The organism is Mycobacterium genavense ATCC 51234 (genome assembly GCF_000526915.1).
GTDB lineage: Bacteria > Actinomycetota > Actinomycetes > Mycobacteriales > Mycobacteriaceae > Mycobacterium > Mycobacterium genavense.
This window is the reverse complement of sequence record NZ_JAGZ01000021.1, coordinates 1-23,433: the sequence shown is the minus strand read 5'-3', so window position 1 is coordinate 23,433 and position 23,433 is coordinate 1. Positions and strand designations below refer to the sequence as shown.

19 protein-coding genes and 5 pseudogenes are annotated in these 23,433 nt (G+C 68.5%); 14 read left to right on the top strand and 10 right to left on the bottom strand.

Translation table 11 applies throughout. The features are described from left to right. On the bottom strand, nucleotides 1-565 hold a 565-nt coding region (locus T428_RS0124385), incomplete at its 3' end, for a GNAT family N-acetyltransferase (protein ID WP_025738504.1). Between the two features lie 476 nt (nucleotides 566-1,041). On the opposite strand from T428_RS0124385, the gene T428_RS35190 reads away from it, so the two are divergent. The 3 genes from T428_RS35190 to T428_RS35180 are packed head-to-tail and all read left to right on the top strand — an operon-like array spanning nucleotide 1,042 to nucleotide 2,153. Then, a complete protein-coding gene (locus tag T428_RS35190) occupies nucleotides 1,042-1,356 on the top strand; it encodes a hypothetical protein (RefSeq protein WP_245605069.1) in 315 nt (104 codons plus the stop codon). Next, on the top strand, nucleotides 1,269-1,751 hold the full coding sequence (locus T428_RS35185; RefSeq protein ID WP_245605068.1) for an aminotransferase class I/II-fold pyridoxal phosphate-dependent enzyme: 483 nt from the start codon (nucleotides 1,269-1,271) through the stop codon (nucleotides 1,749-1,751). The genes T428_RS35190 and T428_RS35185 overlap by 88 nt, the downstream gene beginning before the upstream one ends. A 12-nt stretch (nucleotides 1,752-1,763) precedes the next feature. Next, nucleotides 1,764-2,153 (top strand): PLP-dependent aminotransferase family protein, encoded by a 390-nt coding sequence (locus T428_RS35180; RefSeq protein ID WP_245605067.1) that lies wholly within the window; start codon nucleotides 1,764-1,766, stop codon nucleotides 2,151-2,153. 127 nt (nucleotides 2,154-2,280) lie between these two features. Here the strand turns inward: T428_RS35180 and T428_RS35175 are convergent, their stop codons facing one another. Beyond that, nucleotides 2,281-2,436 carry a hypothetical protein gene (locus T428_RS35175; RefSeq protein ID WP_245605066.1) on the bottom strand — a complete coding sequence of 52 codons (156 nt, stop codon included), beginning with the start codon at nucleotides 2,434-2,436 and terminating at the stop codon, nucleotides 2,281-2,283. A 47-nt stretch (nucleotides 2,437-2,483) separates the two neighbouring features. Between T428_RS35175 and T428_RS30770 the strand changes: the two genes are divergently transcribed. Continuing rightward, entirely contained in the window at nucleotides 2,484-3,794 is a 1,311-nt protein-coding gene (locus tag T428_RS30770; RefSeq protein ID WP_245605065.1) for an AMP-binding protein, read from the top strand. Then, entirely contained in the window at nucleotides 3,791-4,030 is a 240-nt protein-coding gene (locus T428_RS0124370) for an acyl carrier protein (protein WP_025738503.1), read from the top strand. Before T428_RS30770 ends, T428_RS0124370 begins: the two co-directional genes overlap by 4 nt. A 52-nt stretch (nucleotides 4,031-4,082) precedes the next feature. Here the strand turns inward: T428_RS0124370 and T428_RS0124365 are convergent, their stop codons facing one another. Together T428_RS0124365 and T428_RS0124360 are read right to left on the bottom strand one after the other, a co-directional pair. Next, nucleotides 4,083-5,039 (bottom strand): electron transfer flavoprotein subunit alpha/FixB family protein, encoded by a 957-nt coding sequence (locus T428_RS0124365; RefSeq protein ID WP_025738502.1) that lies wholly within the window; start codon nucleotides 5,037-5,039, stop codon nucleotides 4,083-4,085. Nucleotides 5,040-5,067: 28 nt separating this feature from the next. Beyond that, a complete protein-coding gene (locus T428_RS0124360; protein ID WP_025738501.1) occupies nucleotides 5,068-5,859 on the bottom strand; it encodes an electron transfer flavoprotein subunit beta/FixA family protein in 792 nt (263 codons plus the stop codon). 226 nt (nucleotides 5,860-6,085) lie between these two features. Here T428_RS0124360 and T428_RS0124355 point away from each other — a divergent pair, with 226 nt between their 5' ends. Genes T428_RS0124355 through T428_RS0124345 form a run of 3 tightly spaced genes read left to right on the top strand, consistent with a single transcriptional unit; the run spans nucleotide 6,086 to nucleotide 9,695 of the window. Then, nucleotides 6,086-6,871: a class I SAM-dependent methyltransferase gene (locus tag T428_RS0124355; protein ID WP_025738500.1), complete on the top strand. Its 786-nt coding sequence runs from the start codon at nucleotides 6,086-6,088 to the stop codon at nucleotides 6,869-6,871. After that, a complete protein-coding gene (locus tag T428_RS0124350) occupies nucleotides 6,868-8,454 on the top strand; it encodes a 1,4-alpha-glucan branching protein domain-containing protein (protein ID WP_025738499.1) in 1,587 nt (528 codons plus the stop codon). Before T428_RS0124355 ends, T428_RS0124350 begins: the two co-directional genes overlap by 4 nt. After that, nucleotides 8,451-9,695: a glycosyltransferase family 4 protein gene (locus T428_RS0124345; protein ID WP_025738498.1), complete on the top strand. Its 1,245-nt coding sequence runs from the start codon at nucleotides 8,451-8,453 to the stop codon at nucleotides 9,693-9,695. The genes T428_RS0124350 and T428_RS0124345 overlap by 4 nt, the downstream gene beginning before the upstream one ends. Nucleotides 9,696-9,698: 3 nt before the next feature. On the opposite strand, the pseudogene T428_RS35580 reads toward T428_RS0124345, so the two are convergent. After that, nucleotides 9,699-10,671 (bottom strand): annotated as a pseudogene (locus T428_RS35580) (SDR family NAD(P)-dependent oxidoreductase). 65 nt (nucleotides 10,672-10,736) lie between these two features. Here T428_RS35580 and T428_RS0124335 point away from each other — a divergent pair. Next, nucleotides 10,737-12,092, top strand: coding sequence for a TIGR01777 family oxidoreductase (locus tag T428_RS0124335; RefSeq protein ID WP_025738497.1), 1,356 nt, complete (start codon nucleotides 10,737-10,739; stop codon nucleotides 12,090-12,092). Between the two features lie 8 nt (nucleotides 12,093-12,100). Here the strand turns inward: T428_RS0124335 and T428_RS0124330 are convergent, their stop codons facing one another. Then, nucleotides 12,101-12,790 (bottom strand): catalase family protein, encoded by a 690-nt coding sequence (locus tag T428_RS0124330; protein WP_036468843.1) that lies wholly within the window; start codon nucleotides 12,788-12,790, stop codon nucleotides 12,101-12,103. Nucleotides 12,791-12,964: 174 nt separating this feature from the next. Between T428_RS0124330 and T428_RS0124325 the strand changes: the two genes are divergently transcribed. The 4 genes and pseudogenes from T428_RS0124325 (at nucleotide 12,965) to T428_RS30750 (ending at nucleotide 17,519) form a co-directional block, all read left to right on the top strand. After that, nucleotides 12,965-15,073, top strand: a complete 2,109-nt coding sequence (locus T428_RS0124325; protein ID WP_025738495.1) for an MMPL family transporter — start codon at nucleotides 12,965-12,967, stop codon at nucleotides 15,071-15,073. Continuing rightward, nucleotides 15,070-15,581 (top strand): annotated as a pseudogene (locus T428_RS30760) (TspO/MBR family protein). The gene T428_RS0124325 and the pseudogene T428_RS30760 overlap by 4 nt, the downstream one beginning before the upstream one ends. Beyond that, a pseudogene (locus T428_RS30755) lies at nucleotides 15,581-16,841 on the top strand (cryptochrome/photolyase family protein). The pseudogenes T428_RS30760 and T428_RS30755 overlap by 1 nt, the downstream one beginning before the upstream one ends. 123 nt (nucleotides 16,842-16,964) lie before the next feature. Continuing rightward, nucleotides 16,965-17,519, top strand: a pseudogene (locus T428_RS30750) (anti-apoptotic protein). A 44-nt stretch (nucleotides 17,520-17,563) separates the two neighbouring features. Here T428_RS30750 and T428_RS0124305 read toward each other — a convergent pair. After that, nucleotides 17,564-18,301, bottom strand: coding sequence for an acyltransferase (locus tag T428_RS0124305; protein ID WP_025738494.1), 738 nt, complete (start codon nucleotides 18,299-18,301; stop codon nucleotides 17,564-17,566). A 115-nt stretch (nucleotides 18,302-18,416) separates the two neighbouring features. On the opposite strand from T428_RS0124305, the gene T428_RS0124300 reads away from it, so the two are divergent. After that, nucleotides 18,417-19,739 carry an outer membrane protein assembly factor BamB family protein gene (locus T428_RS0124300; RefSeq protein ID WP_036468841.1) on the top strand — a complete coding sequence of 441 codons (1,323 nt, stop codon included), beginning with the start codon at nucleotides 18,417-18,419 and terminating at the stop codon, nucleotides 19,737-19,739. A gap of 5 nt (nucleotides 19,740-19,744) precedes the next feature. Here T428_RS0124300 and T428_RS0124295 read toward each other — a convergent pair whose 3' ends face one another. The 3 genes and pseudogenes from T428_RS0124295 to T428_RS0124285 all read right to left on the bottom strand — a co-directional run bounded on the left by T428_RS0124295 (nucleotide 19,745) and on the right by T428_RS0124285 (nucleotide 22,637). After that, on the bottom strand, nucleotides 19,745-20,428 hold the full coding sequence (locus T428_RS0124295; protein ID WP_025738492.1) for an esterase: 684 nt from the start codon (nucleotides 20,426-20,428) through the stop codon (nucleotides 19,745-19,747). A 72-nt stretch (nucleotides 20,429-20,500) separates the two neighbouring features. Next, a pseudogene (locus tag T428_RS30745) lies at nucleotides 20,501-21,717 on the bottom strand (THUMP-like domain-containing protein). Beyond that, the gene (locus T428_RS0124285; RefSeq protein ID WP_025738491.1) at nucleotides 21,675-22,637 is read right to left on the bottom strand and encodes a class I SAM-dependent methyltransferase; all 963 of its coding nucleotides are present in this window, start codon (nucleotides 22,635-22,637) and stop codon (nucleotides 21,675-21,677) included. The pseudogene T428_RS30745 and the gene T428_RS0124285 overlap by 43 nt, the downstream one beginning before the upstream one ends. Nucleotides 22,638-23,433: the final 796 nt, after the last annotated feature.

Sequence of the window (23,433 nt, the reverse complement as noted above, 5' to 3'; positions counted from 1 at the left end):
CCCCCCCCCGCAGCTGGCTGCCCGTTGCCTCGCCGTCAGAACCGCCGATCGGCACCGACACACACCCGATCACGTAGTCGTAGCCGTAGCGGTCCAGATAGGCCAGGATCCCCGCCCACATCAACAACACGACACCACCGTTGCGGTGCCCGTCGCGGACCACGGCACGGCCCATCTCCACCAGCGACGGCCGCAGCGGGTCGAGCGCGCGAAGGTCGAATTCCGTCGCCGTATAGAGGCCTCCGGCCGCGATCACGCCCGCGGGCGCCAGCATCCGGTAGCAGCCCACCAGCTCGCCGGTGTCGTCGTCACGCACCAGCAGGTGGTCACAAAACTCGTCGAACCGGTCGGCGTCCCGCTCCCCCGCACCCGAATCCGGCAACGCGAAACCGGGCGTGCTGGTGAATACGTCGTAGCGGAGCCGTTGCGCCGCCTCGACCAAACCAGGGTCGGTGGTCAGCAACAGCGAGTAACGCGGCCCAGCCGGGCTGGTCGCGGCTCCGTCCGGCGTATCACTCGGTATCAGGCGTATCACGCTCGGTATCAGGACAGAAGCAATGCTCATGGGGACAACGTGGCGCAATCGAGGAGCGAAACGGCATCGCCGCTATGACGTGTTGGTGCACGCAAGATGACGAAATGTGTTGCCCCGGTGAAGTGTGGCGAACATAACTTTGACGCCGGCCCATTCGCAATAGTCCACCGCTAAGTGATTTCGGTCGCGTATTCGTAAGAGCGGCAACGCAATAAACACCCGAACGTTAATCGCTATTAACGTGCGGGCCAATTTAGGCCGAATAGGATGCCCGAGCCGCGGCCGCCATGTTTGATGTAGGCGTGCTGCAGACCTCGAAGCTGAATATCCAAGCGCGGGCGCAACAAGACAGCCGCCTTGCCAGCCTGCGTTACTACGCCGCCTGCAACCGACTGCCGTTCTTCAGAAGCGTCGAATCCGCTCCCGGACCGACGTCCGTCATCGACTGCAAGACCCGAATCATGTGCGGGTCGAACAATTCTCTGGGCTTGTGCGGTGATCGCCGATTGGTCGAGGCGGCCAACCAGGCGACCGAGCTGTATGGGCACGCCTGTGGCGGCGCGCCGCCGCACTACGGCACGCTGCGGGTCAAGGTCGACCTCGAAGAGTTGTTGACCGACTGGTATGGCACCGAGGCGGCGCTGGTGTTCAACAGCGGCTACCTGGCCAATGTCGGTGCCATCACTGTCCTATTGGGCGCCGCCGACCTGGCGTTCCCCGACAGCGAGGCCACATGTCGCTGCACGACGGCATCCGGCTGTCGGGCGCCAGTTCGCGGTACTTCGCGCACAACGACCTTGATTCGCTGGAGCGCAACCTGATCCGCACGGCCGAACGCGGCGGCACCAAGTTGATCGTCATCGACGGTCTTTATTCGATGCAGGGCGACGTCGCGCCGGTGGAAAGCATTGTCGCGCTGGCCAACAAATACAACGTCGCCCTCTACGTCGACGAGGCGCACAGTCTCGGCGTCTTCGGGGTCAACCGAACCGGGATCGCCGAAGAATTCGGCTGCGCCAAGGACGTCGACGTATTGATGGGCAGCATGTCCAAGGCGATCGCCTCCACCGGTGGCTTCATCGTCGGGTCGCGCGACCTGATCGATGTGCTCCGATTGCGGTCCAGCCAGCACATGTTCACCGCCACGGGGGCACCGGCAGCGATGGCGGCCAGCATCGCCGGGATCGAGATCATTCGCGGTCTCGAGGGATCCTAGCGCGCCGAAGCCGTGCTGGCCAACGCCCGCGCCCTGCGCAACGGTCTGGTGTCGCACGTTCTGCAGGTGCGAGCGGGAATCGTGCGGGCCGACGGTTCACACGTAGTGGCCCCACATGTTTCGGTGTGGATCGGCCCGGAAGCGCAGGCGATCGCGGCATGGAATGACGCATTCGACAACGGCGTCTTCTGCTCGCTGGCGGTGTCACCCGCGGTCGGTCCCGACGACGCGCTGATGCGCTGCTGCGTTTCGGCCACTCATTCGCCGGCGCAGATCGAGCGCGCCGTCGACGTCATCGCCTCGGCGGTGCTCGGCGCCAAACGCGACGATAGCGAATGCTATTGGCGCCCGGTCATTTACAAAATTGCTTCGCGAGTGAGGACAGCGCACGCCGATGAGTAGGTTTACCGATCGCATCGCAAAGGTGGCCGGCGACTCCACTTTGGGCCTTCGCTTCGGCACCGCCGGCAACCTAAATTTCGCGAGCTGGCACGACATTCATCGGACGGCGGGCAAAGTCGCGGGCCGACTAGCCGCCGAAGGGGTCGCCCGCGCCGCCAGGGTGGGCGTGCTGGCCGCCAACGCCGAAGACGTCACTGCCGTCGCCCAGGGTATCTGGCGGCTCGGCGCGGCGATGACGATGCTGCAGCAACCCACCTCGCAAGCCGACCTCGGCGAGTGGCACCAGGGCACGCTGCGGGCGCTGGGCTTGCTCGGCGCGCGCTGCGTCGTGTGGGACGGCCGTTCGGGGCCGTCGCCGACGCGTTGCGGGGCGCCGGATACCGCGTCGTCGAGGTGCCCGAGACGTGGACCGGCGCCGACGCGGTCGAGGAGCCGACCGGCGAGGACGACGTCGCCATCTACCAGCTCACCTCGGGATCGACCGGAGATCCCAAGGCGGTGGCGATCACGCACCGCAACCGGTACGCCGACATCGCCGCCATGGTGGCCGAGGTGCGCCTGGACCCGGACGTCGACGTCACGATGAGCTGGCTTCCGCTCTCGCACGACATGGGGCTGATCGCCTATCTGCTGGCGCCGATGTTCGCCGGCAACGCGGCGGTCTACATCCCACCCACCGAGTTCGTGCGCTCGCCGCTGGCCTGGCTGCAGATCCTCACCGAGCGACGGGCCACGGTCACCGCGGCCCCCAACTTCGCGTATTCGATCGTCAGCCGTCGGCTCAGGGCGGTCGGCGATGGCGCCTACGACCTGAGCGCGCTGCGCTGCGTGGTCTCGGGCGCCGAGCCCGTCGACCCGCTCACGATGTACGAGTTCGCCCAGCAAGCCGCGCGTTTCGGGTTGCGGGTATCGGCGATCGGCGCGGCATACGGTCTCGCCGAGGCGACGGTGGCGGTGTCCTTCTCCCCCGTGGATCGACCGCTCGCGGTGGAGAACGTGTGCGGCGACGAACTGGAACACCAGGGCCGCGCGGTCACCGGATGCGCGTGCGGCGCACAAAAGAAGGAATTCGTGCTGCTGGGGCGCCCGATGGCCGGGATCGAGGTCCGGATCTCCGACGACGACCGCGCCACCCGGCCGGCGCGGCACATCGGTGAGGTCGCCATCCGCGGCGACGCGGTGACTGGCCATTACCTCACGGCGGACGGCGAAGTGGCCGCCGTCGACGCCTACGGCTGGTTCTACACCGGCGACCTCGGCTACCTCACCGACGACGGACAGATCGTAGTGTGCGGGCGACGCAAGAACGTCATCATCGTCGCCGGCCGCAACATCTTCCCGTCCGACATCGAACGTCTGGCCGCCTCGGTCGACGGCGTCAGGCGCGGCGGGGTCGTCGCGTTCGGGGTCACGCTCGCCGACCAGCGCGAGGAGATCCGGATCGTGGCCGAGACGGTGCAGAAAGACCCGGGCGACGCGGCGCAAGGGATTCGTCGTCAGATCAGCCGAAAGGTGCGCAGCGCAACGGGATTGAGCCCGACGGTGGTGCTGGTCGGCAAGGGCACGGTTCCGAAGACACCGTCGGGCAAGATCCGCCACGTCGCGGCCAAGCAAATGTTCAAAGAGGTGCCAGCATCGTGAGTAGCGTCAATGATTCCGTCGTGTCGATCGTCACCCGACTGGCGCCGGACCGGATGGCGCCGGTCACCACCGACTCGCATCTCGTCGACGACCTGGGCTACGACTCGCCACGCAAGATGGAACTCGTCGCCACCCTGGAAACCCACCTGAACTTCCCGCTGACCGAGCCCACCACCCCCATCGAGACGGTGGGCGAGGTTATCGCGTGGGTCGAGGCGCAGGCACCGTCCCGGTAGCGCAAAAACCCCCGACGCGACGTGCGCGCGGGGGCTCTGCGTGACGCGAAGATCAGCCCTTGCGGGCCTTGATCGCCTCGGTCAGCTGCGGAGCAACCTTGAACAGGTCGCCCACCACGCCGTAGTCGGCGATCTCGAAGATGGGTGCCTCTTCGTCCTTGTTGACCGCGACGATCGTCTTCGAGGTCTGCATGCCCGCCCGGTGCTGAATCGCACCCGAGATGCCCAGCGCGATGTAGAGCTGGGGCGAGACCGTCTTACCGGTCTGGCCGACCTGGAACTGGCCTGGGTAGTAGCCGGAGTCGACGGCGGCACGTGATGCACCGACCGCCGCACCCAACAAATCCGCCAGCGCCTCAACCACATTGAAGTTCTCCGCGCTGCCCACACCGCGGCCACCGGAGACCACGATGGTGGCCTCGGTGAGCTCCGGTCGGTCGCCGGCGACCGCGGGCTCGCGGGCGGTGACCTTGGTGGCGTTCTCCGCGGGGGCGGGCACCTCGACGGTGACCTGCTCACCCGCGCCGGCCGACGGCTGGGCGTCGATCGCGCCGGCGCGCACGGTGATCACCGGGGTGTCGCCGTTTGCCTGCGCCTCGACGGTGAACGCGCCACCGAAGATGGAGTGGACGGCCTTGTTGCCTTCCTTGACGTCGACCACGTCGACCAGCAGGCCCGAACCCAGCCGGGCCGCGAGCCGGCCGGCGATCTCTTTGCCGTCGGCGTTGGCGGCCAGCAAAACTGCTACCGGAGAAGCGGATTCGACCAGGGAGGCCAGTACGTCGACGACCGGGGTGATCAGGTACTTGTCGACGTCGTCGGATTCGGCCACGTAGATCTTGGCGGCGCCGGCTTCCTTGAGGGCGTCGGCCAGCGGAGCGGCCGTGCCCGGCGCGCCGACCACGACAGCGGACGGCTCGCCCAAAACGCGGGCGGCGGTGATCAATTCGGCGGTGACTTTCTTGACCGCGCCTTCAGCGTGCTCGACGAGCACCAGTACTTCAGCCATGGGTTATCTCGCTCTTCTCGTCAGTGGGTTAGATGATCTTCTGGCCGACCAGGTACTTGGCGATGTCGTTGCCGCCCTCGCCCTCGTCGGTGACCTTCTCACCCGCGGTCTTCGGCGGCTTCGGGATCGACGACAGCACGGTCGACCCGGCGTTGGCCAGGCCGACCTCGTCGCTCTCGACGCCGATGTCGGCCAGGGTCAGCACCGTGACCTCTTTCTTCTTGGCGGCCATGATGCCCTTGAAGGACGGGAAGCGCGGCTCGTTGATCTTCTCGGTGACGCTGACCACCGCCGGCAGCGTGGCCTCGAGCGTGAACACGCCGTCGTCGGTCTCGCGTTCGCCGGTGACCTTGTCCCCCTCGAGCGACAGCTTGCGCAGGTGGGTCAGCTGCGGCAGGCCCAGATACTCGGCGATGATGGCCGGGACCGCGCCGCCGGTGCCGTCGGTGGCCTCGTTGCCCGCGATGACCAGCTCGGTGCCCTCGATGGTGCCCAGGGCACGCGCCAGCGCCCACGCCGTCTGGATCACGTCGGAGCCGTGCATGCCGTCGTCCTTGACGTGAACGGCCTTGTCGGCCCCCATCGACAGCGCCTTGCGGATCGCCTCGGTCGCGCGCTCGGGGCCCGCGGTCAGCACGGTGACCGACCCTTCGCCGCCTTCCCGCTCGCGAATCTGCAGGGCTTCTTCGACGGCGCGCTCGTTGATCTCGTCCAACACGGCGTCGGCGGCCTCGCGGTCCAGCGTGTAATCGCCGTCAGTCAGCTTGCGCTCCGACCAGGTGTCCGGGACCTGCTTGATCAGGACCACGATGTTCGTCATGAGTGTGGTTCGTCCTCCTCGAAGGAGTCTCGCAGCGCGCAGCTACGAGACTTTCAGTACGCGTTTTGCAGCGCACGGTCGTGTTACTACTCGGTAACTTTGTGCAGCCTGCCTTCACACCATAGCGGGTCGTCCTGCAGGTTCTTGCAGGCCTGCCTCCCCCGTGACCGGGGCTACCCGCTGAGCGGTTCGCGAATCCGACACTTCGCGTTAGCCTCCCTATGCAATGAGCGCATTCGCCCCCGACGTTCCCCACGGCACCCCACCGGTGTTGACGCTGACGGGCGAGCGCACGATCCCTGACCTGGACATCGAGAACTACTGGTTCCGCCGCCATCAAGTGGTGTACCAGCGGCTAGCAACCCACTGTGTCGGCCGTGACGTGCTCGAGGCCGGATGTGGCGAAGGTTACGGCGCCGATTTGATCGCCGAGACCGCCCGGCGCGTCGTCGCGGTCGACTACGACGAGGCGGCGGTGGCCCATGTGCGCGCCCGCTACCCCCGGGTGGAAGTCATGCGGGCCAACCTGGCCGAGCTGCCGCTGCCCGCCGCGTCGATGGACGTCGTGGTGAACTTCCAGGTCATCGAGCACCTGTGGGACCAGACCCAATTCGTCACGGAATGCGCCCGGGTGCTGCGGCCGTCCGGGCTACTGATGATGTCGACGCCCAACCGCATCACCTTCTCCCCGGGCCGTGACACCCCGATCAACCCGTTTCACACCCGGGAATTGAACGCCGACGAGCTGACCGAGCTGCTGGTCGACGCGGGGTTCGCGGAAGTGGCCATGCACGGGTTGTTCCACGGGGCGCGGCTGCGCGAGATGGATGCGCGGCACGGGGGTTCGATCATCGACGCGCAGATCGCACGCGCGGTCGCCGATGCACCGTGGCCGCCGCAGCTGGCCGCCGACGTCGCCGCGGTCACCATCGACGACTTCGACCTGATCGCGGCCGCTGACCGCAATATCGACGAAAGCCTGGATCTGGTCGCGATCGCGGTGCGGCCGTGAGCGATTCCGCGACACCGGTGCCCGGCATGTTCACGCTGGTGCTGCATACCCACCTGCCCTGGCTGGCCCACCACGGCCGCTGGCCGGTCGGCGAGGAATGGCTCTACCAGAGCTGGGCCGCCACGTATCTGCCGCTGCTGCGGGTGCTGCGCACGCTGGCCGACGAGGATCGTCACCGGCTGATCACCCTCGGTGTCACCCCGGTGGTCAATGCCCAGCTCGACGACCCGTACTGCCTCGCCGGCATGCACCACTGGCTGGCCAATTGGCGGCTGCGGGCCTTAGAAGCCACCACCGTGGCCGCCAGCGTGCGATCGATTCCCAAGTCGAAGTCGACCGGCTACCCATCCTGTACACCAGAAGCGTTGCGGGAGTGCGGGATTCGCGAATTCGCGGAGGCCGACCGGGCGCTCGACGACTTCGCCACGCTGTGGCAACACGGCGGCAGCCCACTGCTGCGCGGCCTGATCGACGCCGGGACCGTAGAGTTGCTCGGCGGCCCGCTGGCCCACCCGTTCCAGCCGCTGCTGGCCCCGCGGCTGCGCGAATTCGCGCTGCGCGAGGGCCTGGCCGACGCGCAGCTGCGGCTGGCGCACACCCCCGGCGGCATCTGGGCGCCCGAATGCGCCTATGCCCCGGGCCTAGAAACCGAATACGCCGCCGCCGGGGTCACCCATTTCATGGTCGACGGCCCGTCGCTGCACGGCGACACCGCGCTGGGCCGGCCGGTGGGCGACACCGGCGTCGTCGCCTTCGGGCGTGACCTGCAGGTCAGCTACCGGGTGTGGTCGCCGAAATCCGGCTACCCCGGGCACGCCGCCTACCGCGACTTCCACACCTACGACCACCTCACCGGGCTCAAGCCGGCCCGGGTCACCGGCCGCAACGTGTCCTCCGATGCCAAAGCGCCCTACGATCCCGAGCGGGCCGACCGCGCCGTCGACGTCCATGTCGCCGACTTCGTCGACGTGGTGCGCAGCCGGCTGCACAGCGAGTCCGAGCGCATCGGGCGCCCCGCGCACGTCATCGCCGCCTTCGATACCGAACTGTTCGGCCACTGGTGGTACGAGGGCCCGACCTGGCTGGCGCGGGTGCTGCGCGCGCTGCCGGCCGCCGGGGTGCGGGTCGGCACCCTGAGCGACGCGCTGTCCGGCGGATTCGTCGGCGAGTCGGTCGCGCTGCCGCCGAGTTCCTGGGGTTCCGGCAAGGACTGGCAGGTGTGGGCCGGCCAGCAGGTCGCCGACCTGGTTCAGCTCAACACCGAGGTCGTCGACACCGCGCTGAGCACCGTCGACAAGGCCCTGTCGCAGAACTCCGACGGACCCATCGCCCGCGATCGCGTGGCCGACCAGATCCTGCGCGAGACGCTGCTGACCGTGTCCAGCGACTGGCCGTTCATGGTCAGCAAGGACTCGGCGGCCGATTACGCCCGCTACCGCGCGCACCTGCACGCGCACGCCACCCGCGAGATCGCCGGGGCGCTGGCCTCGGGCCGCCGCGATACCGCGCAGCGGCTGGCCGACGGCTGGGGCCGCGCCGACGGTCTGTTCGGCGCCCTGGACGCCCGCAGGCTGCCCCGATGAGAATTTTGATGGTGTCGTGGGAGTATCCCCCGGTCGTGATCGGCGGCCTGGGCCGCCACGTGCATCATCTGGCGACCGCGCTGGCCGACGCCGGGCACGACGTGGTGGTGCTGTCACGCCAACCGACGGGCACCGACCCCAGCACCCACCCCTCGTCCGACGAGGTCCGCGAGGGCGTGCGGGTGATCGCGGCGGCCCAAGATCCCCACGAATTCACTTTCGGCACAGACATGATGGCCTGGACACTGGCGATGGGGCACGCCATGATCCGCGCCGGGCTCACGCTGAAGAAACCGGGCTCGTCGCGACCGTGGCGTCCCGATGTGGTGCACGCCCACGACTGGCTAGTCGCCCACCCCGCGATTGCTCTTGCCCAATTCTATGACGTGCCAATGGTTTCCACGATCCACGCGACCGAGGCCGGCCGGCATTCGGGGTGGGTATCCGGAGCGATCAGCCGCCAAGTACACGCGGTCGAATCGTGGCTGGTGCGCGAATCCGATTCGCTGATCACCTGTTCGGCGTCGATGAGCGACGAGATCACCGAGCTCTTTGGTCCCGGCCTGGCCGAAACCACGGTGATCCGCAACGGAATCGCCGCGGCGCGTTGGCCGTACGCGCCGCGGCGGCCCCGTACCGGGCCGGCCGAACTTCTCTACGTCGGACGCCTGGAATACGAGAAGGGTGTGCAGGACCTGATCACCGCGCTGCCACGGATCCGGCGCACCAACCCCGGCACCACGTTGACCATCGCCGGCGACGGGACCCAGCAGGACTGGCTCGTCGAGCAGGCCCGTAAACACCGGGTGCTCAAGGCAACTCGCTTCGTCGGACACCTGCACCACGACGAACTGCTGGCGGCGCTGCATCGCGCCGACGCCGCGGTGTTCCCCAGCCACTACGAGCCGTTCGGGCTCGTCGCGCTGGAGGCCGCCGCGGCCGGTACCCCGCTGGTGACGTCCAACATCGGCGGCCTGGGCGAAGCGGTGATCAACGGGCAGACCGGGGTGTCATGCCCGCCGCGCAACGTGGCCGCGCTGGCCGCCGCGGTGCGCACCGTGCTCGACGATCCCGGCGCCGCGCAGCGACGCGCCCGCGCCGCCCGCGAACGCCTCACCTCGGACTTCGATTGGCAGACGGTGGCCGGTCAGACCACCCAGGTGTATGTGGCGGCCAAGCGCGGCGAGCGTCAGCAACTGCCCCGATTGCCGATCACCGAGCACGCGCTGCCCGACCGCTGAACCTCACGCGTTGTCGATCCCGACCGAATAGGCGCAGTAGCGCCAGAGGCGTTCGCGCTCCCGTTCGCCGTACCGCGTCCACAGCAGATAGTGCTCCGGGCGGGGCCGCCGGTCATGCCAGAAGCCACCCGACGGTGGCGCCGGGTCGCTCGCGGCTAGCCAGATCGCGGTGTCGGCGCCCTGTTCGGGCGTGCGCAACAGCGGACCGGTGAGCGCCCGGAACGCCGGAAGCGACGCCGCCACCCCGGTGTATCGGACCACCCGGGGTGCATGCAGTAGACGCGGACGCCGTCGTCCGCCCAGTGCCGGGCCAGGATCGGGGTCAGCGCCACCTGCATGCGCTTGGTCCGGGCATACGCGGTGACGCCGCGGTAGGGCTCGTCGAAGTATTCGGGTCATCGGTCGGCAGCGACTGAGTGTACATCCCGCCGGAGGACATCAGGATCACCCGCGGGTTCTCCGCGCCGCGCAGGACCGGAAGCAAGCACTCGGTCAGCAGCACCGGCCCCAGCACGTGGGTGGCCAGGGCGACCTCGTGCCGGTCGGCCGTCTCGGACCGCTCGGGCGGCAACACCCCGGCGTTGTGGATCAGCCCGTCCAATTCCCACACCCGCGCGGACAGGTCGGCCGCGAACTCGCGCACCGCCGACAGGTCGGCGACGTCGCACACCTCCACCTGCACGTCGGCGTCCTGGTTCGCGTCGACGATCTCTTTGCGGGCCAGTTCGCCGCTCGTCTCGTCACGCACCGTCAACAGCACGCTCGCGCCCAACTGCGCCAGGCCCTTGGCAATCGCCTTGCCAATGCCCCGGTTCGCGCCGGTGACCAGCGCGGTTTTCCCCTTCAGCGTGTGCGGCTGCGGGTCTTGGGGCCATCCCCAGCTGCGCAGTTGATAGCCGATGCGGCTGTAACCTCCGACGATCGACCGGTCGAGGGCGGCATCGAGCAGGGACAGCAGGCGAGCGTCAATACCCATGCAGTCCGTGGTACCCACCCCGGCGCAAGGCATGCTCCAGCCGTCATTGGGTACGTCTGCACACCATGGGACTGCGATATTCGAGCGTCGTCGACGCCCCGCGCGAAGACGTGTTCGCCTGGTACGCCCGCCCGGGTGCGTTCGAGCGGCTCAGCCCGGCGTGGTCGCCGATGCGGCTGGTCACCGAGGCGTCCTCACTCAAGGACGGGCGCGCCGAACTGGTCCTGCCCGGCGGGCTGCGCTGGGTGGCCGAGCACCGGGCCGACGGCTATGACCCGCCGCGGCGCTTCGTCGACACGATCGGCAGCAACGGGCCGGCCTCGCTGCCCGTTCGGGTCGCCGTGCGGTGGCGACACATCCACGAGTTCGACGACCTCGGTGACGACCGGACCGAGGTGATCGACCGCGTCGAGACGCCGGTGCCCGGCGCCGCGTTGCGCCCGATGTTCGTCTACCGGCACCGTCAGCTGGCCGACGACCTGGCCGCCCACCGGGTGGCGGCCCGCCATGGTCTGGGGCCGTTGACGGTGGCGGTCACCGGGCCGTCGGGACTGGTCGGTTCGGCGCTGTCGGCGTTCTTGCGTACCGGCGGACATCGGGTGATCCCATTGGTGCGCCGCAACCCGCGCGCCGACGGCGAACGCCGGTGGGATCCCGACGATCCGGACCCGGAGCTGTTGACCGGGGTCGACGCGGTCATTCATCTCGCGGGCGCCTCGATCGCCGGCCGGTTCACCGACGACCACCGGAAGGCGGTGCGCGACAGCCGGATTGGGCCAACCCGTCGGCTGTCCGAACTGCTGGCCAGCACCGTGGCCGACCCGCCGGTGCTGATCTGCGCGTCGGCCATCGGCTACTACGGATACGACCGCGGCGACGAAGTGCTCTCCGAGGCAACCGAGCGCGGCGACGGGTTTCTGGCCGACGTGGTGGCCGGCTGGGAGGACGCGACCGCGCCGGCCGCCCACGCCGGGGCGCGGGTGGTGCAGGTGCGCACCGGCATCGTGCAATCACCCCGCGGCGGCACGCTGAAGCTGATGCGACCAGTGTTCAGCGCCGGGCTGGGCGGCCGGCTCGGCAGTGGCCGACAGTGGTTGTCCTGGATCGGGATCGACGACCTGATCGACGTGTATCACCGCGCACTGTGGGACACCACGCTGTCGGGTCCGGTGAATGCCGTTGCCCCGCAACCGGTTCGCAACACCGAGTACACCCGCACCCTGGCCCGCGTGCTACGCCGGCCGGCATTGTTGCCCGTTCCGTCGCTGGGACCGCGAATATTGCTGGGTGAGCAGGGCGCCCGCGAACTGGCGTGCGCCAGTCAGCGCGTCGCCCCGCAACGACTGGCCGACGCTGGCCACCGGTTCCGCCACCCCGACCTGGAGGTGGCCCTGCGTCACCTGCTGGGACGCACCCGCTAGCGTCGCGGTCAAGCCTCTTGGGAGCGGCCTTCCCGGCTGCGCTGGTAAGCGCGGCCGCGCAGCTCGGCGAGCCACCCGGGGTACAGGGTCAGCCCGGGCGCGGTGTTGATGACCGGATCGAACGAGACATCGGCCGTATCGGTGACGGCGGTCAGCCGCAGTCGAGCCAGCGCGGTGAAATCGCTTGTGCCACGGGCCTGGTCGAGCGCCACGTCGATTCCGCCGTCTCGAATTTGCTTCGAGATGTCGTCGAGTGACAGGCCGCTGCCGTCGATGCCGGTGACGATTCGGGCTCGCACCCACCAAGGGCCTTCTCGGTACCGCAGCGGCATCAGGTTGGTCAGGGTCTGCCCCGTCCACGACGTGACCGGCCGTAGCGCCACCGCGCGCATTATCGCACCCGAGCCCGCCGAAACCAGCAGGATGTCCCATGGCGTCGTCGATTCCTGCTGGGGCGGGATACGGATGGCCAGGCCGATGAAGTCCGGTAGCGGACCCGGCGTACCAACGGCTTTGGACACCCGGGCGATCACCTCGCCCGACGGGATCGGGAGCCCGCAGTCGGCCGGTGCCACGCGTTCGACGGTGCCGCGAGCCAGGACCCCGGCCGGATGGAAGAACCGGCGACCGCGGATCGCCGCTCCCCAACGGAAAGGCAGAGCGAGGACGTCGGGAATGCGCGCCGAGGCTGAGGACATGTCGCGTCGCGTACCCGCCCGAACACCGATCAAACCGTCCGAATGCCGGGCCGCCCACCCAGCGGCGCCGAATCATGGCTGGGCAGCGCCTAATTCACCCCGAAGCGTCGCACCCCCGCGAAGACCCGATGCGCGGCCGGTTTAATCGGCTGGAATGGCGGAAAAGCTGGTCTGGTGACGTGGGAGAGTCTGGCCGCTGCCGTGACCGGCCGGCGTTCGTGGCGACTCGGAATGGCCGCGATCCTGCTCGGCATCGGTTTCATCGTGTTGACCGGCGCCAACACCTCGGCCGGTCAGGCGCCGCTCTCGGTGCCCTCCGACTCCGACTCCGCGAAGCTCGACGCCCTGGCCACCCAATTCCCCGGGGGCGATCAGGTTCCGCTGCTGCTGGTGGTAACCCGCGCCGACGGGGCGCCGCTGAACACCGCCGACGTGACCGCCGCCCGGGCAGCGCGCGACCGCATGCAGCGCGTCGTCACGCCGTTCGGCGCGGCCAACCCACAACCACCGATCGTCTCGGCGGACGGCAAGGCGGCCATCGGCGTGGTGCCCATCCGCGCCGACCTATCCGGCATGGTGCTGGGCGAGGGCGTCGCCGCGCTGCGCACCGCCGCACACACCGGCCTGCCCGCCGATCTGCGGACACATGTCACCGGCGGGCCGGCATTCGGCGCCGACATCGCCGATGCGTTCACCGACGCCAACGTCACCCTACTGGCGGTGACGGGATCGGTGGTGGCGCTGCTGCTGATCGCCACCTACCGCTCATCGGTGCTGTGGCTGGCACCGCTGCTGGTGATCGGCCTGGCCGATCGGGTCGCCGCGGCAGTGGGCACCGCGATGGCATCGCTGACCGGGCTGAGCTTCGACGGCGCCACCTCGGGGATCACCAGCGTGCTGGTGTTCGGCGCGGGCACCAATTACGCCCTGCTGCTGATTTCCCGCTACCGGCAAGAACTTCGGAGCCACCCCGACCACCGCGATGCGCTGCGGCTGGCGGTGCACAGGGCCGGACCGGCCATCGTCGCCAGCAACGCCACCGTGGTGCTGGCGCTGCTCACCCTGCTGTTCGCGTCGACGCCGAGCACCCGCAGCCTGGGAGCGCTGGCGGCGTGCGGGCTGGTGATCGCCGCGCTGTCCGTCCTGGTGCTGCTGCCGCCGCTGCTCGCGTGGTGCGGCCGCCGCCTGTTCTGGCCGCTGGTTCCCCGGCCCGACGGTGCGGCCACCCTCGATACCGGGGCATGGCACCGGGTAGCGCAACAGGTGGCCCGTCGCCCCGCCGTCGTCACCGCCATCTCGATCGCCCTGCTGGCGGCCCTGGCCTGCGGATTGCTGGGGAGCCGAATCGGCCTGTCGCAGACCGAACAGTTCCGGGTGCAAGCAGATTCGGTGTCCGGTTACGACACGGTGGCCGCCCACTTTCCCGCCGGCGCGGCCAACCCGACGCTGGTCGTGGCACCCACCGCCGCGGCCTCGCAGGTACGGGCGACGATCACCGCCACGCCCGGGGTGGTCTCGGTGGCCGATGCGGGCCGGTCGCCCTCCGGGCTGACGAAATGGTCGGTGGTGACCGACGCCCCGCCGTCGTCGCCACGCGCCTTCGCCACCATTGCCGCACTTCGCAATTCGACGAAATCCGCCGCCCCGGCCGCGCTGGTCGGCGGACCCGACGCCCACGCGCTCGACGTTCGCGATGGCGCGGTGCACGACCGGCTGATGCTGATACCGGCGATCCTCGCGGTGATTCTCGTCGTCCTGTTCGTGCTGCTGCGTTCGGCACTCGCGCCGCCCAACCTGCTCTCGGCGACGATTCTCGGCGCGCTGGCGGCGCTCGGTCTGGGCGGCTGGACGAGCTTGCACGTCTTCGGATTTCCGGCGCTGGACAACAGCACCCCGCTGTTCGCGTTCCTGTTCCTGGCGGCCCTCGGCGTGGACTACACCATATTCCTGGTCATCCGCGCCCGTGAAGAGGCGGCACGGCACGGGGCGCGCGACGGCATGATCCGCGCGGTGTCGGCCACCGGCGGCGTGATCACCAGCGCGGGAATCGTTTTGGCAGCGGTCTTCGGTGTGCTCGGGGTGTTGCCGCTGATCGTGCTCTCCCAGATCGGCATCATCGTCGGCCTGGGAATCCTGCTCGACACCTTCGTGGTGCGCACCCTCGTCATCCCCGCGCTGTTCGCCCTGATCGGCGATCACATCTGGTGGCCCGCTCACCCGGTCGACACTAAAGCTGTTGAACCGCACGATAATTCGATGAAGCAGGAACGGAGCAGGCTGTGAAGCTCTCGACGCTGGCCGCGACGACGCTCGCCGTCGCCGTAACCGCAGGCACCGGAACCATCGCCAGCCCACGACGCGCGCCCGGCTGGTACGCGCGGCTGCGCAAACCCGGCTACCAGCCGCCCGGCGCCGCCTTCTCCGTCGTCTGGACCGCCCTGTACGCCGACATCGCGGCCGGCTCCTCGGTGACGGTGGACCGGCTGCGCGCCACCGGACAACACGACAAGGCACGCGGTTATGCCGCGGCGCTGGCCGTCAACCTGTTGCTCAACGCCGGATGGACCTGTTGCTCAACGCCGGATGGAGTTGGCTGTTCTTCCGGTTTCACAAACTCGGCGCCGCCGTGGCCGGTGCGGCCGCGCTCACGCTCAGCAGTGCCGACCTCGCCCGCCGGGTCGCCACCGCCGATCCACGCGCCGGCGTCGCGCTGGCGCCCTACCCGCTGTGGTGCGCCTTCACCACCGTGTTGTCCACCCACATCTGGCGACTCAACCGCAGCGTCCAATAATGCCCTCGCTCTTGTGGTTTCGCCGCGACCTGCGATTGCGTGATCATCCCGCCCTGCTTGCCGCGGCCCAGGACCAGGACGTGCTCGCCTGCTTCGTCGTCGACCCACGGCTGGAGAAATCGTCGGGCCGGCGCCTGCAGTTTCTGGGCGACACACTGCGGCAACTGCGCGACGACCTGGATGGCCGGCTGCTGGTGACCCGCGGGCCCGCCGACGAGCAGATTCCCCGCATTGCCGGCGAGATCGACGCGACGGCGGTGCATGTCTCGGCGGATTTCACACCCTACGGAAAGCGCCGCGACGAAAAGGTCCGCGCCGCAATGGGTTCGGTGCCCCTGGGTGGCGACGGGCTCGCCGTATCTGGTTTCTCCGGAGCGGGCCACCAAGGACGACGGCGAACCCTACCAGGTGTTCACGCCGTTTCTGCGGAAGTGGCGCGACGTCGGCTGGCGCAAGCCCGCGCAATCGGGTGCCGAGTCCGCACGCTGGCTCGAGCCGCCCAACGTGGTCGGGCAGTGCAAGATCCCCGATCCCGGCGTGGGGCTCGACTTGGATGCCGGTGAGGCGGCGGCACTTTCGCAGTGGCAGCGGTTCGCCGGTGACGGACTGGACCGCTACGCCGAGCACCGCAACCGGCCCGACCTGTCCGGCACCAGCCGCATGTCCGCGCATTTGAAGTTCGGCACCATTCACCTGCGAACCATGCTCGCGTCGATGAACCTGCGCACGACGGGAGCGCAAACATACTTGCGGGAGTTAACGTTTCGTGACTTCTACGCCGCGATGCTGCATCACTGGCCGGCCAGCGTGTGGCGCAACTGGAACAGCGCCTTCGACGACATCGAGACCGACACGGGGCCGGACGCCAGACGCCGCTTCGAGGCGTGGAAGGCCGGCGAAACCGGGTTTCCGATCGTCGATGCCGGCATGCGTCAACTCCGCCAGACCGGCTTCGTGCACAACCGGGTGCGGATAATCGTCGCGTCGTTTCTGGTCAAGGACCTTCACCTGCCCTGGCAGTGGGGCGCCGGGTGCGGCACCGACGCCGCGCCGTACTTCCGGGTGTTCAACCCCACCACCCAGGGCGTGAAGTTCGACCCCGCAGGCGATTACATCCGGCGCTGGGTCCCCGAGCTGAGCGGTGCCGATGACGTCCATTTGCGCAAAGGCGAACGGCCACAAGGGTATCCGGCACCGATCGTCGACCACGGCGCCGAGCGGGCCGAAGCGCTGCGCCGTTATCGGGGCATCGGTTCCTAGCCCGCGCTCGCGGGTCTACAGCGCACCGGAACAACCATTTTGGGAATTCAGCCACCGGCAGCGGCTTGGCATGTAATTATCAGCCGATTCACAGTCGTCAAGTCGAAGCGCCAGGGAGGCGAGATGGCCGGCTCGATCGTTCGAACGTTGTTGATTTCGGGTGCTGCAGCGGGGCTGATGGCCGTCGCCGGCGCGTGTTCGTGCTCGATCGGATCGACGTCGTCGCACGCGGTGGGCAAGAACGACGTCGCCAGCTAGATCAGCACGAAAATGACCGGCGCCAACGGCACCAAGCCCGATTCCGTGACGTGTCCGTCCGATTTGCCCGCGAAGGTCGGGGCACAAATCAACTGCACCATGAAAGTCAGGGATGAGACCTTCACCGTCAACGTCACCGTAACCAGCGTCGACGGCAGCAACGTCAAGTTCGACATGGTGAAGATCGCCGACAAGAGTCGTATCGCGACCGTGATCAGCGACAAGTTGTACGAACAGAGCGGCGACAGGCCCGCCTCGGTGACCTGCCCCGACGATTTGAAGGTCTTCAAGGGCTCGACACTGCGCTGCGTCGCGGCGGGCCAGGTCGACAAGTACGGGGTCAATGTGACCGTCACCGACACGGACGGCGACAACTACCACGTCGACATCAAGGTCGACGACGAGCCGCTACCGTCGTAAACGTTCGATAGCCAACGGCCACAACGCAATCCACGACACCGAGGTCAGTGAGCCGCCTTCTTGCGTTCGATATCGGCCAGCGCCGCGGCCAATTCGGCCCGCTGTGCGGCCGAGCTCTCCCAGGACAGCTGGCGGTTCTTGACCACCTTGGCTGGCGCGCCGACGGCGATCGAATAGTCGGGAACGACGCCGCGAACCACCGCGTGCGAACCGAGCACACAGCCGCGCCCGATCGCCGTGCCACGCAACACCGTCACCTTCACCCCGACCCAGGTGTCCGGTCCGATCCGCACCGGGGACTTGATGATGCCCTGATCCTTGATCGGCAGATTGATGTCGTCCATCCGGTGGTCGAAATCGCAGACGTAGCACCAGTCCGCCATCAGCACCGAATCGCCGAGCTCGATGTCGAGGTAGCAGTTGATCACGTTGTCGCGGCCCAGCACGACCTTGTCGCCGAACCGCAGCGAGCCCTCGTGCGCGCGGATCGTGTTCTTGTCGCCGATGTGCACCCAGCGGCCGATCTCCAGCTGCGCCAGCTCGGGTGTGGCGTGAATCTCGACGCCCTTGCCGATGAACACCATTCCGCGCGTGATGATGTGCGGATTGGCCAGCTTGAACTTCAGCAGCCGCCAGTAGCGCACCAGGTACCACGGCGTGTAGGCACGGTTCTTGAGCACCCACTTCAGCGAGGCCAACGTCAAGAACTTGGCCTGGCGTGGGTCTCGCAGCCGCTGTCCCCGCCAGCGGCGGTGAACGGGGGCGCCCCACATGCTCGTCACAGCCGGAAAGCCTAACGCGGTCAATCGTGAGTACACCAACCGCCACGGGTTACCCTCACCTGTACTCGATCGCTGCCCGTACCGAACGTCACGCGAAGGATTTGGGAAACCGAAGGTGCTTGCCCGACAACCCGTCAGTGGGCTCCGGCGTTGCTCATCCCTTGTGCTGGCGGCTGTGCTCGCGGTCGGGCTCGGCGGGTGTGGCAATACCGATTCCTGGGTGCAAGCCGCGCCCGCACCCGGCTGGTCGGCGCAGTACGCCGACGCGGCCAACAGCAGCTACACCGGCACCGACGGGGCCGACAAGCTGTCCCTGCAATGGACGCGCTCGGTCAAGGGCAGCCTGGGGGCCGGGCCCGGGCTGGGCTCGAGCAGTTACCTGGCCCTCAACGCGCAGACCCCGGCCGGATGTTCGCTGATGGAGTGGGAGAACAACGACAACGGCCGGCAACGGTGGTGCGTGCGGCTGTTCCAGGGCGGCGGCTTCGCCGGTCCGCTGTTCGACGGCTTCGACAATCTCTACGTCGGCCAGCCCGGAGCGTTCCTGTCCTTCCCGGTGACGCAGTGGACGCGGTGGCGCCAGCCGGTGATCGGAATGCCTTCCACCCCAAGGTTTCTCGCGGACGGCCAACTGCTGGTCGCCACGCACCTGGGACAGGTGCTGGTGTTCGACGCGCACCGCGGCATGGTCGTCGGCAGTCCGCTGGACCTGGTCGACGGGATCGACCCGACGGATGCGACGCGCGGGCTGGCCGATTGCGCCGCGGCGCGGCCTGGCTGCCCGGTCGCGGCCGCTCCCGCCTTCTCGTCGGCCAGCGGGATGGCGGTGCTCGGCGTCTGGCAGCCCGGCGCCGCGGCGGCGGAACTGGTCGGACTCAAATACCACCGCGGCCAGACTCCCCTGCTGACCCGGGAGTGGACCTCCGACGCCGTCGGCGCCGGTGCGATCGCCAGCCCGGTGCTGTCGGCCAACGGATCGACCGTCTACGTCAACGGCCGCGACCAACGCCTATGGGCGCTGTCCGCCGCCGACGGGAAGCCGAAGTGGTCGGCGCCGCTGGGGTTCCTGGCCCAGACGCCGCCCGCGGTCACCCCGCAGGGGCTGATCGTGTCCGGCGGCGGGCCCGACACCAAGCTGGTGGCCTTCAAGGACGCCGGCGATCACGCCGATCAGGTCTGGCGGCGCGACGACGTCACCCCGCTGTCGTCGTCGGGCCTGACCGGGTCCGGCGTCGGCTACGCGGTGGTGAGCGGGCCGCGCCACGACGACGCGCCGGGCATGTCGCTGCTCGTGTACGACCCGGGCAACGGCCACCCGATCAACAGCTATCCGCTGCCCGCGGCCACCGGGTATCCCGTCGGAATCGCGATCGGCACCGACCGTCGGGTGGTCGCCGCCACCAGCGACGGCCAGGTCTACGGCTTCGCCCCGGCCTGAGCCCGTCAGAGGGCCAGCGGCGGGATCGCGTTGCGCGGCACCTGGGCCTGGCAGGGGCCGGCGAACGCGGGCAGCATCTCGCCGGGCGCGAAGTAGAAGATCAGCCGGTCGTCGGTGATGGCGAAGTTCTGGTAGTGCGACGGATCGCGGCCCGACGACGGCAAGATGGCCGCACCGAGCGCGTTCTGCCGTTCCAGGTCGCGCTGGACCAGCAGGAAGATCGCCTCCAGCGCCGGTGTGTTGGGCGCGAACAGGGTGTCAAAAGTGATGGGCTGCTTGGTCCCCAAGTTGTAGTTGAACGCCTTGTACCAGGTGGACGTGTGCGATCCCCCGACGTCCTGGAAGAACTTGAGCACCACGCTGCGGGTGTTGTGCGGCGGCTGACCCGCGAAGTGCTGCTCGGCGGTGGCGTCCATCTGGTAGGGTTGGTCGCGCGGCCCGGAGGTCTGCGCGACGGACAGAAACCCGTCACGGTTCTGCGTGATGTAGTCCATCAGCGGTTGCTGGTCGGGGTAGTCGGCCGGAAACGTCATGTTCAGCGTGTAGGTCGCCCCGGTCGCGCGGATATGGCACAGCTGCCCGGCCTCGACGGTGCCGCCGACGCTGGCGCACGACGGCGGGTCGGCGGCCGCGGGCCAGCCCAGCAGAACCGTGGTGACCAGCACCGCGGCCGCGATCAGATAGCGCATAACTCGAATTGTCCTCGTCGACGTCGACTGGCGAGGTCCCCCGGAAAGTGACCGCCGACAGCGTACCGGGCGCTAGCGCGACGGGCGGCACACATAGGCGGTCGCACGCGCGGCGGCCCCGGATCCCAGGCGCGCGATGATCACCGACAGCGCTCGGCTGACGCGCGGGCGCAGCCGTCGTCGCAACGCGTCGGGGTCGACCCGCACGCCCCGGACCAGGATCTCCAGCGCCCCGCAGTCGCGTGCCGACAGCGCGCGGCGGAGCCGGCGCTCGTCGAAGTCCAGCTGCTCGAGCACCTCGTGGCCGCGGACATCCGGCGGCAGCCGGTCACCGGACAGGTAGGCGATGTCGGGGTCGAGTTGCCACAGGCCGTGCCGCGCGCCGTAGTGGCGCACCAGGCCGGCCCGCACGACGGCGCCGTCCGGGTCGACGATCCACCGCCCGGCCGGCCGCACCGCGCAGTCGTCGGGCTCGGTGTCGGTGAGCTGGTCGCCGCGATCCAGGACGCTGGCGCGCCGGCGAACACCCGGTTCGGCCAACCGGCCCGACCACAGGCATGCCTCGCGCACCGAGCCGCGATACGACGTCACCTCGATTTCGCCGTCGAAACCCAGGCGGGCTAGCTGGTCGAAATGTATTCCGGGAGCACACTTTACGACGAGGTCGCGGCCCCGGTAGCAGTCGATCAGCTGGTCTAGCCCCGGTTGGTAGTCGGCCGGGTTGAATCGCCGTTGCCCGCCGCTGCGGCGCGCGGGGTCGACGACGACCACCGCGTCGCGGGTCACCGGGTGCAGCGCGTCGGCGCGGCAGAGACGGGCGGCCGGGTCCAGGTTGTGGGCGGCCATCGCCAGCCGCACCGGGTCGACGTCACTGCCCACCGCCTGCGCACCGCAGTCGCGCAGCGCGGCCACCTCGGTGCCGATCGAACAGATCGCGTCGTGCACGACGGAGCCGGCCGCGGCGAGTCGCCTGGCCCGGTGCAGCGCCACCGGTGCGGCGGTGGTTTGCTGCAACGCTTCGTCGGTGAACTGCCAGCCGGCGACCGCGAGTTCCCCGAGCTTGTCCAGGGCTCGCCGGCGCAGCAGCGTGGTTTCCACCAGTACCGGCGCCCGTCACCGAAGCGGGCTCGCGCAGCGACGATATCGGCGAACCGGGTGGCCTCGGAGAACGCGAATTCGGCGACCGCGGCCAGGGCGGCCACACCCGGCTCCGAGCGCAGGTAACCGACGTCCTCGGTGCTGAAGTTCAGGAGGGTTTGACCCCGGTGACCATCACGTTGTAGAACCAGCCCTTCGGGGCCAGATGGCACCAGATGTTGGCGTCGACCCAGCTCAGCGCCTTCCAGCCGGTGAAGGCGAAATTCGCCCAGCCCCAGCCCAGCCGGCCGGGCGGCACCGACGCTTCGAAGGTGCGCACCGGCCAGCCGAACATCGCCGCGGTGAACTCCTCGCTGGCGGTTTCGACCTGCACCGCTCCGGCGTTGGCGGCCATCCGCTCCAGGTCTTCCGGCGCGAAGGTGTGCAGGTCGACGATCGCTTCCAGCGCCGCGACCCGCGAGGACTCGTCGAGCTCGACCTGCGGGCGCCGCCAGCTGCCCAGGCCGGGCAGCTTGGTGACGTTGGTGGCCACCCGCCAGGTCAGCGTGGACAGCGACCGGGCGTAAACCTCGCCGACGTTGGTCGGCTCGCCGGCGAAGACGAACCGGCCGCCGGGCTTGAGCACCCGGAGCACTTCGCGCAGCGACAGCTCGACGTCGGGAATGTGGTGCAGCACGGCATGCCCGACCACCAGGTCGAAGGTGTCGTCGTCGTACGGGATGCCCTCGGCGTCGCCGACCCGGCCGTCGATGTCCAGGCCCAGCGATTGTCCGTTGCGGGTGGCGACCTTGACCATGCCCGGCGACAAGTCGGTGACCGATCCGCGCCGCGCGACGCCCGCCTGGATCAGGTTGAGTAAGAAAAACCCTGTGCCACAGCCTAATTCGAGTGCCCGGTCGTACGGCAGGTCGCGCTGGACCTCGTCGGGCACGATCGCGTCGAACCGGCCCCGGGCGTAGTCCACACAGCGCTGGTCATAGGAGATCGACCACTTCTCGTCGTAGGTCTCGGCCTCCCAGTCGTGGTAGAGCACCTGGGCGAGCTTGGTGTCGTGCCGTGCGGCTTCGACCTGATCGGCCGTCACGTGGGCTGCCGGAGTTGCGTCGGTCATGCACGGCAGCCTAATCGCCGGCCGATCCACCTTCGAACGAGGTGAACTGCTGATCGGCAGTACCGGCCTAAGCTCATCGACATCGCCGAGGTTCTTCGGGTCAGTGATCAGGGGCTGCAGACAGTGGCAGCGTACTGCGAGACGGTCTCGGCGCAGTTGGTGGCGGCGACTCCGCTGCCCCGTGTTGGGCAACCGATTCAGGCGACATTTGGCGCCGTCGGCACTGCCCATGCGGCCCTTGACGGAGCCATCACTGCTTTGGCCCGACGGGCGCAAACAAGCGCGGTCAAATCCGCCGTGGCCGGCGCCGAGTTTGCAATGAGGGACACCGCGGGAGCGCAGCAAGCCGCTGCTATCGCACCGTCGATACCGCAGGTGTAGTCCCGTGGCGGGGATTGGTGGCGTGGGAGTGACCTGCGCGCGCATATCTTACCGAGGTAAGTCGATCCCATCTCCTGCTGGTCGACGAGCCCGAAGCTTTTTCTTGGTTTGCCAGCAAGATGCCGTTTTATCGGGCTTACTACCGTGACGAACTCAACCCGCCAGCGGCTTTCGGCGTATTGCTTTCCACGTCTGCCGACAAGATCCGAGAAGTCCGGGAACGCTGGGTAGCCGTCGGCGTTGAAGTCGCAGAACTGGACGTATAACCATTCCGGACGAGGCTGGAACAAACCACCAATACCGCTGGGTATCCGTCCGGGGTTGGTGCGGGTTGCGGATGTTTCAGGTGAAATTCGTTATGCTCCAATAGGTTTGAGTGCTGGTGCTTAGTTGGTGGGTGGTGGTTGTGGTTGGA

What these genes read in the sequence shown, in the direction of transcription:
- T428_RS35185 (WP_245605068.1), top strand. Translation starts at nt 1,269, where the DNA reads ATGTCGCTGCACGACGGCATCCGGCTGTCGGGCGCCAGTTCGCGGTAC.
- T428_RS0124365 (WP_025738502.1), bottom strand. Translation starts at nt 5,039, where the DNA reads ATGGCTGAAGTACTGGTGCTCGTCGAGCACGCTGAAGGCGCGGTCAAG.
- T428_RS0124360 (WP_025738501.1), bottom strand. Translation starts at nt 5,859, where the DNA reads ATGACGAACATCGTGGTCCTGATCAAGCAGGTCCCGGACACCTGGTCG.
- T428_RS0124355 (WP_025738500.1), top strand. Translation starts at nt 6,086, where the DNA reads ATGAGCGCATTCGCCCCCGACGTTCCCCACGGCACCCCACCGGTGTTG.
- T428_RS0124345 (WP_025738498.1), top strand. Translation starts at nt 8,451, where the DNA reads ATGAGAATTTTGATGGTGTCGTGGGAGTATCCCCCGGTCGTGATCGGC.
- T428_RS0124335 (WP_025738497.1), top strand. Translation starts at nt 10,737, where the DNA reads ATGGGACTGCGATATTCGAGCGTCGTCGACGCCCCGCGCGAAGACGTG.
- T428_RS0124330 (WP_036468843.1), bottom strand. Translation starts at nt 12,790, where the DNA reads ATGTCCTCAGCCTCGGCGCGCATTCCCGACGTCCTCGCTCTGCCTTTC.
- T428_RS0124295 (WP_025738492.1), bottom strand. Translation starts at nt 20,428, where the DNA reads ATGCGCTATCTGATCGCGGCCGCGGTGCTGGTCACCACGGTTCTGCTG.
- T428_RS0124285 (WP_025738491.1), bottom strand. Translation starts at nt 22,637, where the DNA reads ATGACCGACGCAACTCCGGCAGCCCACGTGACGGCCGATCAGGTCGAA.